The organism is Streptomyces sp. NEAU-YJ-81, assembly GCF_017592595.1.
Lineage (GTDB): Bacteria > Actinomycetota > Actinomycetes > Streptomycetales > Streptomycetaceae > Streptomyces > Streptomyces hygroscopicus_B.
Genome location: NZ_JAGFNO010000015.1, coordinates 106,129 through 121,455, shown reverse-complemented (window position 1 = coordinate 121,455; position 15,327 = coordinate 106,129). Strand labels below are relative to the sequence as shown.

Genomic DNA, 15,327 nt, shown 5'->3' with positions numbered 1-15,327 from the left:
ACGCACAGGCGTACTTCCCGACGTGGTGTTCCACCCTTCCTGGCAGTTGGAGCCGGACACCTCGTCAATCCCTCACCAGACAGGCCCCGGCACGTCACCGCGGGCCCCGAAGACTAAGGAGATACCTGCATGGCCGAAGCACATCTCGGCCCCGGTGGAACCGGTGACGGCCGCGATGAGAGCCATCCTCCTGTCGCGGCCGACCAGCACCTGGCCAACGGTGGAGACCACGACACCCCTTCCGCACCCGACCGAAGCCGCCGACATCAGCGACGCCTTGAGGTCAACGTCGACGAACACGTCAGGTTCGCCCTCCTCGTCTCGCCCAAAGCGCTGCGGTGGGCCGGGGCCATGTGCCTCACGCTGGGCAGCGCCGGCTGGTACACGCTGACGCACTGAGCCCGGGGCTCCGGGGGACCCCAGGAGGCCCAGAAGGGCCGCTGGAGCCCCCGGAGCCCTCGGTCAGGAGGACATGAAGTCGCGCACCGGAAGTGCCCGGTCCACGACGCGCACGTCGCCGATCCAGCCATGCATGATCTGGTCGATCTTCCCGCCGTACTCATAGCCGCCCAGCAGCCAGGGCAGCCCGAGAGTGGTGAGGCCGGTCGCCGGAGTCGAGGGATTGCGCGCCACCGGGCAGCCGTTCATATACAGCGTGGTGTGTCGTCCGTCGTTCACCACCGCCGCATGCCACCAGGTGTTCAGCGGCAGCTCATGGCTCCAGTTGGTGACCGCGCCGTCCTGGTTCAGCGGATAGACGGCCCACTGGAGCGCATGGCCGTCGGACAGCGAGAGGGTGACCACCGGCTCCTCCATGTCACCGCCGGTCTTTCCGGCGTCGCCGCTGCGGCCCCGCCGACTGAGCAGCGCGGACCAGGCGTTGCGTCCGCTGTCCCAGTCGGCGGGCATTTTGAGGAACGCCTCGACGGTGTAACCGGAGCGGAAGGAGGCGCCGTTCAACGGGGCGCCGTCGGCGGTCCGCAGATAGGCGCCGCGCAGAGGGGACTTGTCGCCGTGGAAGACCAGGCTGCCGTGTCCCGGCTGGTCCGGGTGGTGGTCATCGGACCAGGTGAGGGCGTCGGCGGGGCTGCCGGGGACGGTGACCTTGGTGAGGTGGTTGCCACGCCCCGAGTGATCGGTGATCCGGACGGCGTCCTCGACGGGCGCGCCGTCCCGGCCGCCCTGGTCGAACCGCCAGTAGGCCACCGTGCCGGGGATCACCAGCCGGGAGGCGGGCCGGGCCGGACGCGGTGCGACGGGGGCGAACCCGGCGAAGCGCTGCTCGAAGTCGATCGGGATGCTGAAGTAGTCCTGGGGACCGGTGCGTTCGATCTCGCCCCGCTCCAGCTCGTTGAGGTGGTCATCGGCGCGGTCCAGGATCCACGGGGAGAGCGTCCGGACGTCGATGGTGTGGCGGGCGAGGTCGAACTGGTAGAGGCGGATCATCCCGGCGCCGCCGTAATAGCGGTCCTGGTAGTTGGTGATGTGCAGATGGACGTCGTGGCCCACGGTGTTCTCGCGGATGGTGCGGGCCGGCGGCCAGTAGTGGCCGTTGAGGGTCAGGAATATCTGGTCGTGGTCGGCGATCAGTTCGTCCCACAGCCACTGCCCATGGTCGGAGAAGCTCGCCTCCTCGCCCTCGTGGTCCGCGTAGACCAGCTCATGGGTGGTGAGGATGACCGGAGTCCTGGGGTGGTTCGCGATGACCTCCCGGGCCCAGGCGATGCCCTTCGCGGAAGGGCGCCAGTCCAGGGCGAGCACCAGCCATTCCCGGCCCGCGGCGGAGAAGGTGTGGTACGTGTTGTAGCCGTCCGGGCTGGCGCCGCGGAACGAGGGCGAGGAGCGGAACCGCCGGGGGCCGAAGGCGTCCAGGTAGGGCGTGCGGCCCCGCTGATCGTCGGTGGACGAGTCGAGGTCGTGATTTCCGGCCACCACGCTGTAGGCGGCGCCCCGCTCGTCCAGGAGGCGGAACGCCCGGCCGATCGGCCCGAATTCGGTGACCTTCCCATGCTCGGTGAGGTCGCCGAGGTGGGACAGGAAGACGATGTTCTCCTCACGTGCGTGGCTGAGGAGATAGCGGAAGGACGCCTCCACCGGCGCCGGGTGGATGCTCTCGCCGTCGAAGAGGTACTGGGTGTCCGGCATGACGGCGAGGGTGAATCTGGGGCTTTCGGGGTCGGGGTGCCAGGCGGGTGCGCCCGCGGCGCCGGATGCCGGTGCGGCAGCGGCGGGCGGCGCCACCTCCAGCCCGGTCATGGCCACGCCCGCGCCCGCGAGTCCGGTGGTGCGCAGAAAGGTACGGCGGCGGGTTCCGGGCTGCTGCTCATGGGTCTGATGGGGGCTGCACATGCGCTTGCTCCACACGGTGGGACGGAGGGGATCGAGCGCACGTTATGAGGCCCATGAGTGCAAACACAGGAAGATGTCCGGCAACGGACGGGGAAGAGCACATGAATGGCCTCCCCTCCGTGTGTGGGGCCGGGCAGCGCCGAGCGGCTGCCCGTCGCGGGCGTCAGTGGTGCAGGTCCTCGGCGGTGAGGGTGTCACGGGTCTCCGGCGCCCATCCCAGGCTGACCACCGTTCCGAACAGCAGCACCAGCGCCATCCAGCCCATCGACCACCCCGCGCCGAAGTGGCTCAGGCTGACCGGCAGGACGAAGGTGCCGATGGCGGAAGCGACCCTGCTGGTGCCGTTGAGGAAGCCCACCCCGGAGCCGCGCAGCGCGGTGGGGAAGAGCTCGGCCGGATAGACCTGGGTGATGGTGGAGGCACCGGCCATGACGAAGGTGTAGATCAGGAAGGGGACCATCAGTGCCCCGCTGGAGGCGCCGCTGAGGACGGCCATCGCCGCCAGACAGAGCGTGAGGATCGCGAAGGTGCCGATGGTGAACGGCCTGCGGCCCAGGCGCTGCACCGGCCACAGCCCGATCACGCCGCCGAGCAGCAGGGCCAGGTTGAGCACCAGGTTCTGGGTGTCGGCGCCGGAGATCTGCAAGGTGGCCAGGATCTGCGGCATGAAGGTGTAGATGGCGAAGTAGGGCAGCACCTGGGCGCTGTAGAAGATGACGCCGAACCAGGTCTTGGTCGCCTGGCCGGGGGCGAAGAGCTCGCGGTACCGGGCGGCGGGCGGCTGGTCGGCGGCCGCGGCCTCCGCGTCGGCGGTGGTGGCCTCGGACTGCCCCAGGTAGGTGCGGCGGATCCGCGCGGCCTCGGCGTCCCGGCCGCGGGCGGCCAGCCAGCTCGGGGATTCCGGGATACCGATCCGTAGCAGCAGCACCAGCAGGGCGGGCACCGCTCCGCTGGCCAGCAGCCAGTACGCGGTGGTGCCGTTGATCGGGATGTAGGTGCCCAGGACGTTGGCCAGTACGTAGCCGACGGTCCACAGCACGGTGAGTGAGCCCAGGAGGACGCCGCGCAGCCGGCTGGGGACGAACTCGGAGAGCAGGGTCGGGCCGACGGCGTAGTCCGCGCCCAGTCCGAAGCCGATCGCCAGCCGGAGCAGGAAGAGGACCAGCGGGCTGTGTGCCCAGAACTGGGCGGCGGAGGCGACCGCGATCAGTACGAAGTTGTAGAGGTACAGCTTCTGGCGCCCGATCACATCGGCCACCCGCCCCAGCAGGATGCTGCCGAAGAACAGGCCGATCAGGGCGGAGGCGCCGAGCAGGCCCTGCCAGACGCCGGACAGGTGCATGCCGGTGCCGAGCGCGGGCAGCACCGCGCCGATGACGCCGAGCGCGTAGCCGTCGGAGAAGTTCGCCCCGAAGGTGGTGGCCGTCACCCGAATGTGGAAGCCGGTGAGCGGCTCCTTCGAGGCGGCGCCCGGCACAGGCGCCGCATCCCGGTCCCCTGCCGTCCGCGCGTCCGCCGCCTCCGTGTGCACTGCCACGCCTGCCTCCCGACCGTTCACATTCGGACGGCGCCAGCATGCATGAATTCATGCAGTCAAACAATAGGTTGACTGTAGATTGTCATTCACGTAGGAGGAAGATCCATCTGGCGACCTGCTGGTCGGGCGGTGACACTGAGGGCAGATCTGGAGACAGGTGGGCCATGAACACCATCGAAGAGACGATCGAGGTCGCGGTCCCGGTACGCACTGCCTACAACCAATGGACCCAGTTCAAGAGCTTTCCGCGGTTCATGTCCACGGTGAAGCGGGTCGAGCAGATCAGACCCGCGATCACCCACTGGTTCATCCGGTGCGGCCCGGTGCTCTGCGCGTTCCAGACGGAGATCGTGCACCAGCGGCCGGACTCCTCCGTGATGTGGCGTTGCCTTCAGCGCCGCCCCTCCCACTGGGGTGAGGCGTCGTTCCGCCCCACGGCACCGGACCGCACCCAGGTCACCGTGCGCATAGAGAGCACTCCGGGCAGAGTCGCGTCCCTCCTCACGAACGCCTCCTCCGGGCTCACGCGCCGTGTGGTCCAAAGGGAACTCGGGCACTTCAAGGAGTTCATCGAGGGCCTGGGCCAGGAGAGCGGGGCCTGGCGGGGGTCCATCCACAACGGACACGTACAGCCGACGGAACCGGAACCGCCAAGAAGCCGGGTTGCTCGCTGGCCCGTGGGCTGACCCTCGTCCAAGAGAGCGAGACACACCTGATGAAGAAGGCGCCGAGACACGAGCCGGATGAGCGACTCTCCACCACGCCGCCCAAGAAATGGGCGGCGGGAGTGCCCGCGGTGACCCATGCGCTGGAGTACTCCCTGGAGGAGACGACGGTCCGGCGCACCGCGACGACGCTGCTGACCATGAACCAGGTGGCGGGTATCGACTGTCCCGGCTGCGCCTGGGCCGACCCCGACCCCGGCCACCGGCACCGCAACGAATACTGCGAGAACGGCGCCAAGCACATCAACGACGAGGCGACGGCGCGGCGCGTCACCGCCGACTTCTTCCGTACGCACGCGGTCTCAGAGCTCGGCCGCCAATCCGACCTGTGGCTGAACCAGCAGGGCCGGCTCACCGGACCGATGGTCAAGCGGCCGGACTCGGACCACTACGAGCCGATCAGCTGGCATGAGGCCCTGAAGCTGATCTCCGCGGAGCTGACATCGCTGGACTCCCCCGATGAGGCGGTCTTCTACACCTCGGGGCGGGCCAGCAACGAGGCCGCCTTCGTACTGCAGCTCTTCGCCAGGGCCTTCGGCACCAACAACCTGCCGGACTGCAGCAATATGTGCCATGAGTCCAGCGGCTTCGCACTGCACGAGACGCTGGGCACGGGGAAGGGCACGGTGAGTCTGGACGATCTGCATCAGGCCGACCTGATCTTCCTGGTGGGCCAGAATCCCGGAACCAACCATCCGCGACAGCTCTCCGCGCTGGAGCAGGCGAAGATCAACGGTGGCCACATCATCGCGGTGAACACGCTGCCGGAGGCCGGACTGCTGCGGTTCAAGAACCCGCAGCGGGCCCGCGGGGTGATCGGACCCGGTACCCGCATCGCCGATCGGTTCCTCCACATCCGCAGCGGCGGCGACCTCGCGCTGTTCCAGGGCCTGAACCGGCTGCTGCTGGAGGCGGAGGACGCCCGGCCGGGCACCGTACTCGACCACGATTTCATCCGCTCCAGCACCAGCGGGTTCCAGGAGTTCTCCCAGCACGTCCGCACCATCGCCTGGGACGACATCCTGACCGCGACCGGGCTGACCCTCCAGGAGATCGAGCAGGTCCGGGACGCCGTCCTGGGCAGCAAGCGCATCATCGTCTGCTGGGCCATGGGAGTGACACAGCAGCGGCACGGTGTCCCCACCATCAGGGAGATCGTGAACTTCCTGATGCTGCGCGGAAACCTCGGCAGGGCCGGAGCCGGGGCCTGCCCGGTGCGCGGGCACAGCAATGTGCAGGGCGACCGCACGATGGGCATCTGGGAGCAGATGCCGGACTCCTTCCTGGACGCGCTGCAGCGCGAATTCGGCTTCGATCCGCCTCGCGCCCACGGGCTGGACTCGGTGAACTCGATCAGGGCCATGCGCGAGGGCCGTATCAAGGTCTTCCTCTCGCTCGCGGGCAACTTCGTCCGGGCCGCTCCGGACAGTGCGGTCACCGAGGAGGCCATGCGGCGCTGCCGTCTCACCGTTCATATCTCCACCAAGCTCAACAGGTCCCATACGGTCTGCGGCCGGACCGCGCTCATCCTGCCGACCCTGGGCCGCACCGAACGGGACACCCAGTCCGGTGGCGAGCAGTTCGTCACCGTGGAGAACTCGATGAGCGAGGTGCACACCTCCTATGGGCGCCTGAAACCGGCCTCCACGCTGCTGCTCAGCGAGGTGGCCATCCTGTGCCGGCTCGCCCGCCACACCCTCGGCGACAAGGCCGGCATCCCCTGGGATGAGTTCGAGGCCGACTACGGGGCGATCCGCCACCGCATCGCCCACGTCGTTCCGGGGTTCCACGACTTCAACCGGCGGGTGGCCCGCCCCAGTGGCATCAGGCTGCCCAATCCGGTCAACGAGGGGGTTTTCGCCACCCCCGCCGGCAAGGCCCTGTTCACCCGCAACGCCTGGGACATGCTGCGGGCCCCCGAGGGGCATCTGCTGCTGCAGACCCTGCGCTCCCACGACCAGTGGAACACCATTCCCTACACGGACAACGACCGCTACCGGGGCATCCACGGACGGCGCAGGGTGGTACTGGTCAATCCGGCGGATATGGCCGAACTCGGCCTGTTCGAGGGGCAGTTCGTGGACCTCGTGGGCGTGTGGACCGACGAGGTGGAGCGCCGTGCGGAGGACTTCGAGGTGGTCCCGTATCCGACCGCACGCGGCTGCGCCGCCACGTACTACCCCGAGACCAACGTCCTGGTGCCGCTCGACAGCGTGGCCGAGATCAGCAACCAACCGACCTCGAAGGGGATCGTGGCCCGCCTGGAGGCCCGTAACGGGTAACGCGTCCGACCGCCCGTTCGCCCGGCGCGAGCAGTCATCGGAGGCCGGGTGGGAGGGCTGCAACTGCCGGTTCTACGATCGGACATGACCAAGGTACGTGCAAGGGCCAGCGGTGGTGTGCTTGGCTGCCCGCATCGTGCCGCGAGGCAGCCGCCCGTGAGGCGGGGGACACAGGGGTGTGACGAGTGAGCGAACGCCGGGACGGCGCCCAGTGAGCGGGTGTCGCAGGCGCCGCTGCCCCGCGGCAGAGAGCCGAAGACCCACTGCCCGGGGGTTGCATGGAACGGGTTTCCCGGATCCGAGACGCCCGGGCCCCATGGCAGGCTCCCGGCCCGTCCGCCACGTGTCCTAGGCGCGACTCCTTCCCCCATAGGAGTCCCGCACGACCACCGCTTCATCGTGCGTCCGCAAGCCCTGGGCACCGAGCGGGTCACCTGGCGATGTGCGCAGGACAGCCGTAGAGCCAGGTGAGCGCCCTTCCCCGTTCACCAACGGACTGTTTCATCATTCACGTAACACGGCCTCGACCAGGCCGGCATTCCCCCACGCAGATCATTCCCCCTCCCCCCACAGATAAAGGATTCAGCACCGACATGACCGCGAACCCTCCCGACATGGCCATGCCCGTCCCGCCCCACGAGACGGATGCCACCCTGCACTTCACGGGCCCGGCGACCTTCGGCCGTGTCCCACGTCTGGACCAGGTCGGCACCACGGATATCGCCGTGGTCGGGGTGCCGTTCGACGCGGGGGTCTCCTACCGGCCGGGCGCCCGCTTCGGCTCGAACGCCGTCCGGGAGGCGTCGCGCCAGCTGCGCCCCTACAACCCGGCCCAGGACGTCTACCCGTTTCACTACGCCCAGGTGGCGGACGCCGGTGACATCACGGCCAATCCGCACAACATCGACGCGGCCGTCGAGAGCATCGAGGAGGGCGCGGACGCTCTGCTGTCCACGGGCGCGCAGCTGATGACGCTGGGCGGCGACCACACCATCGCGCTGCCGATCCTGCGCTCGGTGGCCCGCCGGCACGGCCCGGTGGCGCTGTTGCACTTCGACGCGCACCTGGACACCTGGGACTCCTACTTCGGCGCCCAGTACACCCATGGAACGCCGTTCCGCCGCGCGGCCGAGGAGGGCCTCCTGGACACCTCCGCGCTCTCACACGTCGGCACCCGCGGCTCGCTGTACAGCAAGGAAGACCTGGACGAGGACACCAAGCTGGGCTTCGGGATCGTCACCTCGGCCGATGTGATGCGACGCGGGGTGGACGAGGTGGTGCAGCAGCTCAAGGAGCGCATCGGCAAGCGGCCGCTCTACATATCCGTGGACATAGACGTCCTGGATCCCGCACACGCCCCCGGCACCGGCACCCCCGAGGCGGGCGGCCTCACCTCGCGCGAACTCCTGGAGATCGTGCGCGGGCTCAGCGATTGCCACCTGGTCTCCGCCGACCTGGTCGAGGTCGCCCCGGCGTACGACCACGCCGAGATCACCTCCGTGGCCGCCTCGCACACCGCCTACGAGCTGATCTCCGTCATGTCCCGGCAGATCGCCTTCTTCCGCTGGCTCGAGGCGAACGAGCAGTCGTAGGCCGCCATCACCCGCCCCACGTTTCGCCGATGCCACGTCAGCCAGGCTGACGTGGCACGGGTGCGCACCGCGCGGCGCACTTTCGGCTGATCCAGAGATCATTTGTCGCTGAATCCTCGCCTTCATCCGCTGTTCTGGCTCCTCTGCGCAGGCCGACATAGAACGATCCGGGAGTCTTCGACCAGCGCGTCGATGAGCGCTTCGTCCTCCGGGAGAGGGGAGAAGGGCTCGGGCGCGGGATCGGCGCTCGGCCACAGTTGTCCGGACTCCTCCCGGGACAGCAGTCCCGCGCTCCAAGCGAAACCCACGGGGAAGACCTTCAGCAGGTCGTAAGAGGTCCAGGACCGCACGGCGGCGGTCGCGGGCAGGTCGCGCAGCAGCAACTTGTCGCGTGCGTCGCGTCCGTTCAGGAAGAGCACCATGCAGATTTCATCCCCTCCGCCCAGGATGTCCACCCAGACGGTGTCGGGGCGCCGGGCGAGGCCGGCGGCGATGGTGGCGATCCGGTTGGGGCGGCAACGGAGGCGCAGCACCGTGGGGATGAGGTGGGGGAAGAGGGCGGGATTGCGCACGGCCGTCGCCCGCAGGGTGCGATCGTGGAACAGCGGGGCGGCTCGCCGCACGACGGTGCGCTCCGAGACACCCAGCACCTCGGCGACGCTCCGCCAGGAGGCCCGGGGCGACGCCAGCAGAACGGCCGTGATCCGCCGGTCCGTGGCGTCGAGGTCGTGGCGTACTTTCCGCATGAGAAGGCCCTCGATGTTCCTCTTTTCTCGATTCGACTCTCTCCGGTGTCCGGGACAGGACGGTCTTCGGCGTCGTACGACGTGGTCCATCAGGGAGCGGCCGGCGCGGGCCACCACCGGCGTTTCCTGTCGCTATCCGTGGGATACAGGGCGCTATCGTCATGGCAGCGGGCCGGCCGCCACGCGAGGCTGTGGACAGTGCCCCACAGGGGCGTACTGCTACGGACACGGAGAGCGGACACATGACGACTGACACTGCTGTCGCGGCAGGCGTGAAGGTGCCGGCCACGACGCTGGCGCGCGAGGCGACGGAGCTGATCCGGGACACGACGAGCGAGCTGATCTATCACCATTCACGTCGGGTGTACTTCTTCGGCAGCCTGCAGGGCCACCGGCGCGATCTGAGCTTCGACCCGGAGCTGCTGTACCTGGGGGCGATGTTCCACGACGTGGGCCTGAACGAGGCGTTCCATGGCAGTGGCCGCCGTTTCGAGGTGGACAGCGCGGCCGAGGCGAAGCGGTTTCTACAGGCCCATGGCGTACCCGAGGACAGCGTCCGCCGGGTCTGGACGGCGATCGCCCTGCACACCACTCCCGGGGTCCCCGAGTTCATGGAACCGGAAGTGGCCCTGGTGACGGCCGGTGTCGAGTACGACGTGCTCGGCATCGGGTATGAGGATCTCTCCGCCGAGGACCGGGAGGCGATCGTGGCGCTGCATCCGCGCCCCGACTTCAAGAACAGGATTCTGCGGGCGTTCGCCGATGGCATCCGCCCCAAGCCGCAGACGACGTTCGGCAACGTCAAGGCGGATGTCCTGGAGCACTTCGTCCCCGGCTTCGAGCGGGGGAACTTCGTCCGGACGATCCTGGATTCGCCGTGGACGGAATAGCGCGGCGGGCGTCACCGGCGTCCCGTGGCGGACGCACCGTCGTGATCGTCGCGTTCGACGGGGTGCAGCTGCTGGATGTCACCGGCCCCGTGGAGGTCTTCACCACGGCCAACCACTACGGCGCCGACTACGACGTACGGGTCGTCTCCCTCACCGGTAACGCCGTCACCACCTCCTCCGGGCTCGTGATCAGCGCTGACGGCGCGCCTGGCACGCTGCCACAACGCCTGGGCACCCTGCTGGTCCCGGGACGGAGGGACTGGCACTCGGCCGTGGCCGACACCGACCTGGTCGGGCTCGTGACCCGGCTGTCGGCGCGGGCGAAGCGCGTGGCGTCCGTGTGCGCGGGAGCCTTCGTGCTGGCCGAGGCCGGAATCCTGGACGGCCGCCGCGCCGCCACGCACTGGGAGCTGGCTTCACAATTGGCCACCGCCTACCCCCAGGTGCGCGTGGACGGCCATCCCGTCTTCGTCCGGGACGGCCATGTGGCCACCTCGGCCGGCATCACCGCGGGAATCGACCTCTCGCTGTCCCTGGTCGAGGAGGACTGGGGAGCGGACGTGGCCCGCGATGTGGCCAGGCAACTGGTGGTCTTCATGGCCCGCCCGGGCGGGCAGGCGCAGTTCAGCGCGCGGCTGGCCCCGCGTCAGCCACGGCATCCGGCGGTGCGCCGGGTGATGGACCGCGTCACCGCGGACCCCGCGGGGTGCCACACCCGGGCCACACTGGCCGCCTCGGGCGGAGTGAGCGCCCGCCACCTGGAGCGGCTGTTCCGCACCGAGGTCGGCATCACTCCCGGCCGCTACGTCGAATCCGTCCGCGTCGAGGCCGCCCAGGCACTTCTCGCGGACGGCACCGGCACGGTCGAGGAGGTGGCGCGGCAGGCGGGGTTCGGCTCCTCGGAGTCGCTGCGGCGGGTGTTCCAGCACACCCTAGGGGTCTCGCCGACGGTCTACCGCGCCCGGTTCCGCAGCACCGTCGGCGCACCCCGCCTCGCGGCCGGGTAGGCGCTCGCCGCCAGTCGCTACGCCCCCTCGCGGGCCGTTCGCGCCGCCCGGGCCAGGTCCAGGTCGGTGGTCTCCGGCGCCAGGAACTGGGACACGACGGCGCCGACCACCAGCACTCCGGCGCCGATCAGGAGCACGAACTCCGCCCCGAAGTGGTCGAGCCCCATCGGCAGCAGGAACGTGCCGATCGCGGCGCCCACCCGGCTCATGGCCGTCGCGAAGCCGACGCCCGTGGTGCGCAGGGAGGTGGGGAACACCTCCAGCGGATAGACCGCGGTCAGTGCGCTGGAGGCGGCGTTGAGGAAGATGAAGAACAGGAAACCGACGACGATGACGGGGGTGGAGGACGGCCACACCGCCACCAGGGCCAGACATGCGGCCGTGATCCAGAACGGCGGGATCAGCAGCTTGCGGCGGCCGATCCGGTCCACGACGAGGCACCCCGCGGTGACACCGGCCACGGCGGTGAAGGAGTAGACGAGCAGCGCCGCGACCGCGTTGTCCCCCATGTGCAGAGCCTCGAAGACCTCGGTCCAGAAGGTGCCGATGGCGAAGTACGGCAGCACGAGGGCAGCCCAGAAGACGCTGGCGAACACCGTGGAGCGCAGATGCTGCCGGCTGAAGAGTGCGCGGAACCCGTCCTGCCGCACCTCGTCGCGGTCATCGAGCTCCGCCTCGATGTCCACCTCGATGCCGTACTTCTCGATCAGCGCTTCGGCCTCGTCCCGGCGTCCCCTGCTCAGCAGCCAGCGCGCGGACTCCGGGATGCCACCACGCAGGGCCACGCACACCACCGCGATCGCCGCACTGCTCGCCAGGGACCAGCGCCAGCCCCCGTCGACGGAGGTGAACAGCGCCCCCACGACCGTGGCCAGCGCGTACCCCACGTACCAGCTGATCTCCAGGCTCGCCAGCAACCGCCCGCGGCCCAGCCGGCCCGCGTACTCCGACAGCAGCGGGGCGCCGATCGCGTACTCGCCGCCGATCGCCACGCCCATCACCAGCCGGATGAGGATGAGCTGTGGGCCGTCCAGGACGAAGAACTGGAGCACCGAGCCGATCAGGAAGATCAGCATGTCCATCAGGAACACCGGCCGACGTCCGAACCGGTCGGCCAGCCGGCCGAAGAGCGGCCCTCCGATGAAGATCCCGATAAGTGGTGAGGCACCGACCAGCCCCTGTTCCATGGAGGACAGATGGAGGTCGTCAGTGATCGCCGACATCGCCAGGCCGATGCCGCCGATGATGTAGCCGTCGATTCCCTGGCCGATCTGGGTGGCCAGCTTCAGCTTGGTGTGCAGCCGCTTCCGTTCGCGTTCGGTGGCGGGCGCGCCCGGCGGTGTGCTGGGCTCGTTCTGCTCGGTCACAGGAGTCGTCGCCATGCGCGGGTCCTTCACTGAGAGGGGGAGGGGACCGCTGCCCCGGGAATGAGCGGCCCGGAAGGAGCGGCCCGGGAGGAGTGGCACCGGGAGGAGTGGCACCGGGAGCAGCGGTGGGGAGAGGGGGGAATCAGTCGGTCGGCCAGTCGAGGGCGATGTACTGCGTTTCCAGGAAGGCCTCGATGCCCTCGCGGCCGCCCTCCCTGCCCAGGCCCGACTGCTTGACGCCGCCGAAGGGCGCGGCCGGGTCGGACAGCAGGCCCCGGTTGAGGCCGACCATGCCGGTCTCCAGGCGCTCGGCCAGGCGCAGGGCCCGGCCCACGTCGCGCGAGTAGATGTACGAGGCGAGACCGTGCACCGTGGCGTTGGCACGGGCCACCAGTTCGTCCTCGTCGGTGAAGGTGGCCAGGGGTGCGACCGGCCCGAAGACCTCCTCGTTCATGATCCGGGCGTCCTCGTCCACGTCCACCAGGACGGTGGCCGGGTGGTAGCAGCCCGGGCCTTCGGGCACGCTGCCCCGCGCGGCGACCTTCGCACCGCGCCCGACCGCGTCGTCGACCAGGGAGCGGATGGACTCCACGGCGGTCCGGTTGATCATCGGGCCGAGGGTGACGCCCTCCTCCAGACCCGCTCCGGCGCGTACCGCGGTCATGGCCGCCGCGAACTTCTCGGTGAATTCGGCGGCGACGGACTCATGGACGTAGAACCGGTTGGCGGCGATGCAGACCTCGCCACCGCCGCGCATCTTGGCGTCCATCGCACCGCGCACCGCGGCGTCGACGTCGGCGTCCTCGCAGACGATGAAGGGGGCGTTGCCGCCCAGTTCCATGGTCACGTTGACCACGTGCGCCGCCGCCTGCCCCAGGAGGGTCCGGCCGGTGGCGGTGGAGCCGGTGAAGGAGAACTTGCGGACCCGCTCGTCGCGGAGCCAGGCGGAGACCACCTCGGGCGCACGGTCGGTCGGCAGGACGTTCAGCAGCCCGTCGGGCAGGCCCGCCTCGCTCAGCAGGGCGGCGATCGCGAGGGCGGTGAAGGGGGTGTCGGGGGCCGGCTTGAGGAGCACCGGGCAGCCGGCGGCGAGCGCCGGGGCGATCTTCCGGGTGGCCATCGCGGCCGGGAAGTTCCACGGTGTGACGAAGGCGGTGACGCCCACCGGATGCCTGCGCACGACATGCCGGAAGCCGCCACCGGGCGCGTCGCCGAACGCGGAGCCGATCCGTACCGCCTCCTCGGCGAACCAGCGGAAGAACTCCGCCGCGTAACCGACCTCGGCCGCCGCGTCCCGGTATGCCTTGCCGTTCTCCAGGACGATCAGGCGGGCGAGCGTGTCGGTGTGCTCGCGCATCAGCGCGAACGCCGTGTGCAGGACCTCCGAACGACGGCGGGCCGGTGTCGCCCGCCACCCGGCGGCAGCCGCCTGGGCCGCGTCGACCGCCGCCAAAGCATCCCCCGGGCCCGCCGCGGACACCTCGCGGATCAGCTCCGCGGTGGCCGGGTCGTGCACGGGGAACGTCCGTCCGTCCTCGGCCGCACACCAGCGGCCGGCGATGAACACATCGCCTTCGGCGAACGGCGCCTTGACGAGGGTTTCTATGCCGGGGAGGTTCATGAGCTGCTCTTTTCTCCGTTCCGAACAAGGGCTGGTCCGGTTCGCGGTGAATTTACGAGCGCGTCATGCGGCCGACAAGACCGCTTCTCGGATCGCAATGGTGGTTGCTGTCAGGGCAACTCCCCCGTAAGGCCCGCCCACGCACACGACGGGGCCGTACGACCCCGGTGCCTTCAGGTGAGCCGTGCTCTGGGGAACGAGGTGTGCCGCGGCTCCCAGCCCAGCATCACGGAGACGCGTGCCGCCGCCTTGGCCGTGGTGCGGCCCGCCTGGTCCAGGCGGTCGCCGAGCCGGGACTTGGGTGCCGAGATGTTGAGCGCCGCGACGACACGGCCCCGGAAGTCGCGCACGGGTGCGGAGACCCCGACCAGACCGGTCTCGAACTCCTCGCTCACCCTCGCGTAGCCCCGTCGCGAAGCCTCCTGGATCAGTGCCCACAGCTCGGGGATCGGCGGCGTCGAGGCAGTGCCGAAGCGGACGTACAGCTCATCGGGGGTGGCATCGGCCAGCAGCACGCGCCCGGCCGAGGTCTGCCACGCGGGCACTCCGCGCCCTTCCCAGCCGTGGACGCGGAAGGAGTGTCCGGAGACCGAGAGCAGGGTGAGCACCTCGCGGTCGCTCAGGACACACAGATGGCTGGTCTCCTCCACGTCCGACGACAGCGCGTGCATCACCGGCTCCGCCATGCGGACCAGCCGGTTCTGCGAGGTCCGCGCGACGAGCGAGAAGAGCCGCCAGCCCAGGCGGTACTCCAGGGTGTCGGGGTCCCGTTCCACGATCCCAGCGGCGGCCAGGGCCTTGAGGGCCCGCGAGACCTGGGTCTTCTCCCGGCCCACCAGATGCGCCAGGCGGACGACACCGAGCCCGCCGGCGTTCTGGGCCTCGTCGGAGGCGAGCGCCTCCAGCAGGTCGATGTCACGGCGCAGCCCGTGGCCGCGCGGGGCAGTGGTGTCCGCGGGGCCGGAGGAGGGTTCGCCTGGGCTCGTGCCGGGCGGATCGGCGGGGTCCTCGGGACCGTCGGTGCCGCGAGGGGGGAGGTTCGTCACGCGCGACATCCTAGGGCGCGCGCCAGGGAAGCCCCAGGTCAGCCGCCGGGTTGTCATGAGAGCAACCGGCATTTCGATTCAGGCGGGCGCCTTGTCGACGGGGTGGCGGCGGTTCTAGATTCGCCGCATCGGACCGGAGAACTGCGGCGAATGCGCGGTTCCTCC

At 69.7% G+C, this 15,327-nt stretch carries 12 protein-coding genes; 6 read left to right on the top strand and 6 right to left on the bottom strand.

The window, feature by feature from the left end; translation table 11 throughout:
* Positions 1–129 precede the first annotated feature (129 nt).
* Positions 130–399, top strand: coding sequence for a hypothetical protein (locus tag J5X86_RS28405; RefSeq protein WP_208519556.1), 270 nt, complete (start codon positions 130–132; stop codon positions 397–399).
* A 63-nt stretch (positions 400–462) separates the two neighbouring features.
* Here the strand turns inward: J5X86_RS28405 and J5X86_RS28400 are convergent, their stop codons facing one another.
* On the bottom strand, positions 463–2,349 hold the full coding sequence (locus J5X86_RS28400) for a LamG-like jellyroll fold domain-containing protein (protein WP_208519555.1): 1,887 nt from the start codon (positions 2,347–2,349) through the stop codon (positions 463–465).
* A gap of 163 nt (positions 2,350–2,512) precedes the next feature.
* Positions 2,513–3,886, bottom strand: a complete 1,374-nt coding sequence (locus J5X86_RS28395) for an MFS transporter (RefSeq protein WP_208519554.1) — start codon at positions 3,884–3,886, stop codon at positions 2,513–2,515.
* A 164-nt stretch (positions 3,887–4,050) separates the two neighbouring features.
* Here J5X86_RS28395 and J5X86_RS28390 point away from each other — a divergent pair, with 164 nt between their 5' ends.
* The 3 genes from J5X86_RS28390 (at position 4,051) to speB (ending at position 8,485) form a co-directional block, all read left to right on the top strand.
* Positions 4,051–4,572, top strand: a complete 522-nt coding sequence (locus tag J5X86_RS28390; protein ID WP_208519553.1) for an SRPBCC family protein — start codon at positions 4,051–4,053, stop codon at positions 4,570–4,572.
* 29 nt (positions 4,573–4,601) lie between these two features.
* Complete coding sequence (locus J5X86_RS28385; protein WP_208519552.1) at positions 4,602–6,893, top strand: FdhF/YdeP family oxidoreductase; 2,292 nt, start codon at positions 4,602–4,604, stop codon at positions 6,891–6,893.
* A 620-nt stretch (positions 6,894–7,513) separates the two neighbouring features.
* Positions 7,514–8,485 carry an agmatinase gene (speB, locus tag J5X86_RS28380; RefSeq protein ID WP_203348789.1) on the top strand — a complete coding sequence of 324 codons (972 nt, stop codon included), beginning with the start codon at positions 7,514–7,516 and terminating at the stop codon, positions 8,483–8,485.
* A 122-nt stretch (positions 8,486–8,607) separates the two neighbouring features.
* On the opposite strand, the gene J5X86_RS28375 is transcribed toward speB, so the two are convergent.
* The gene (locus J5X86_RS28375) at positions 8,608–9,231 is read right to left on the bottom strand and encodes an Lrp/AsnC family transcriptional regulator (RefSeq protein WP_243981681.1); all 624 of its coding nucleotides are present in this window, start codon (positions 9,229–9,231) and stop codon (positions 8,608–8,610) included.
* A gap of 242 nt (positions 9,232–9,473) precedes the next feature.
* Between J5X86_RS28375 and J5X86_RS28370 the strand changes: the two genes are divergently transcribed.
* Both J5X86_RS28370 and J5X86_RS28365 read left to right on the top strand, forming a co-directional pair.
* Positions 9,474–10,121 carry an HD domain-containing protein gene (locus tag J5X86_RS28370; RefSeq protein ID WP_208519551.1) on the top strand — a complete coding sequence of 216 codons (648 nt, stop codon included), beginning with the start codon at positions 9,474–9,476 and terminating at the stop codon, positions 10,119–10,121.
* Positions 10,118–11,128: a GlxA family transcriptional regulator gene (locus tag J5X86_RS28365; RefSeq protein WP_374229303.1), complete on the top strand. Its 1,011-nt coding sequence runs from the start codon at positions 10,118–10,120 to the stop codon at positions 11,126–11,128. The genes J5X86_RS28370 and J5X86_RS28365 overlap by 4 nt, the downstream gene beginning before the upstream one ends.
* 17 nt (positions 11,129–11,145) lie before the next feature.
* On the opposite strand, the gene J5X86_RS28360 is transcribed toward J5X86_RS28365, so the two are convergent.
* From J5X86_RS28360 to J5X86_RS28350, 3 genes are all read right to left on the bottom strand, one after another.
* Entirely contained in the window at positions 11,146–12,510 is a 1,365-nt protein-coding gene (locus J5X86_RS28360) for an MFS transporter (protein ID WP_208519550.1), read from the bottom strand.
* Positions 12,511–12,637: 127 nt separating this feature from the next.
* On the bottom strand, positions 12,638–14,116 hold the full coding sequence (locus tag J5X86_RS28355; RefSeq protein ID WP_208519549.1) for an NAD-dependent succinate-semialdehyde dehydrogenase: 1,479 nt from the start codon (positions 14,114–14,116) through the stop codon (positions 12,638–12,640).
* A 173-nt stretch (positions 14,117–14,289) separates the two neighbouring features.
* Positions 14,290–15,171 (bottom strand): IclR family transcriptional regulator, encoded by an 882-nt coding sequence (locus tag J5X86_RS28350; protein WP_243981679.1) that lies wholly within the window; start codon positions 15,169–15,171, stop codon positions 14,290–14,292.
* Between the last annotated feature and the right edge of the window lie 156 nt (positions 15,172–15,327).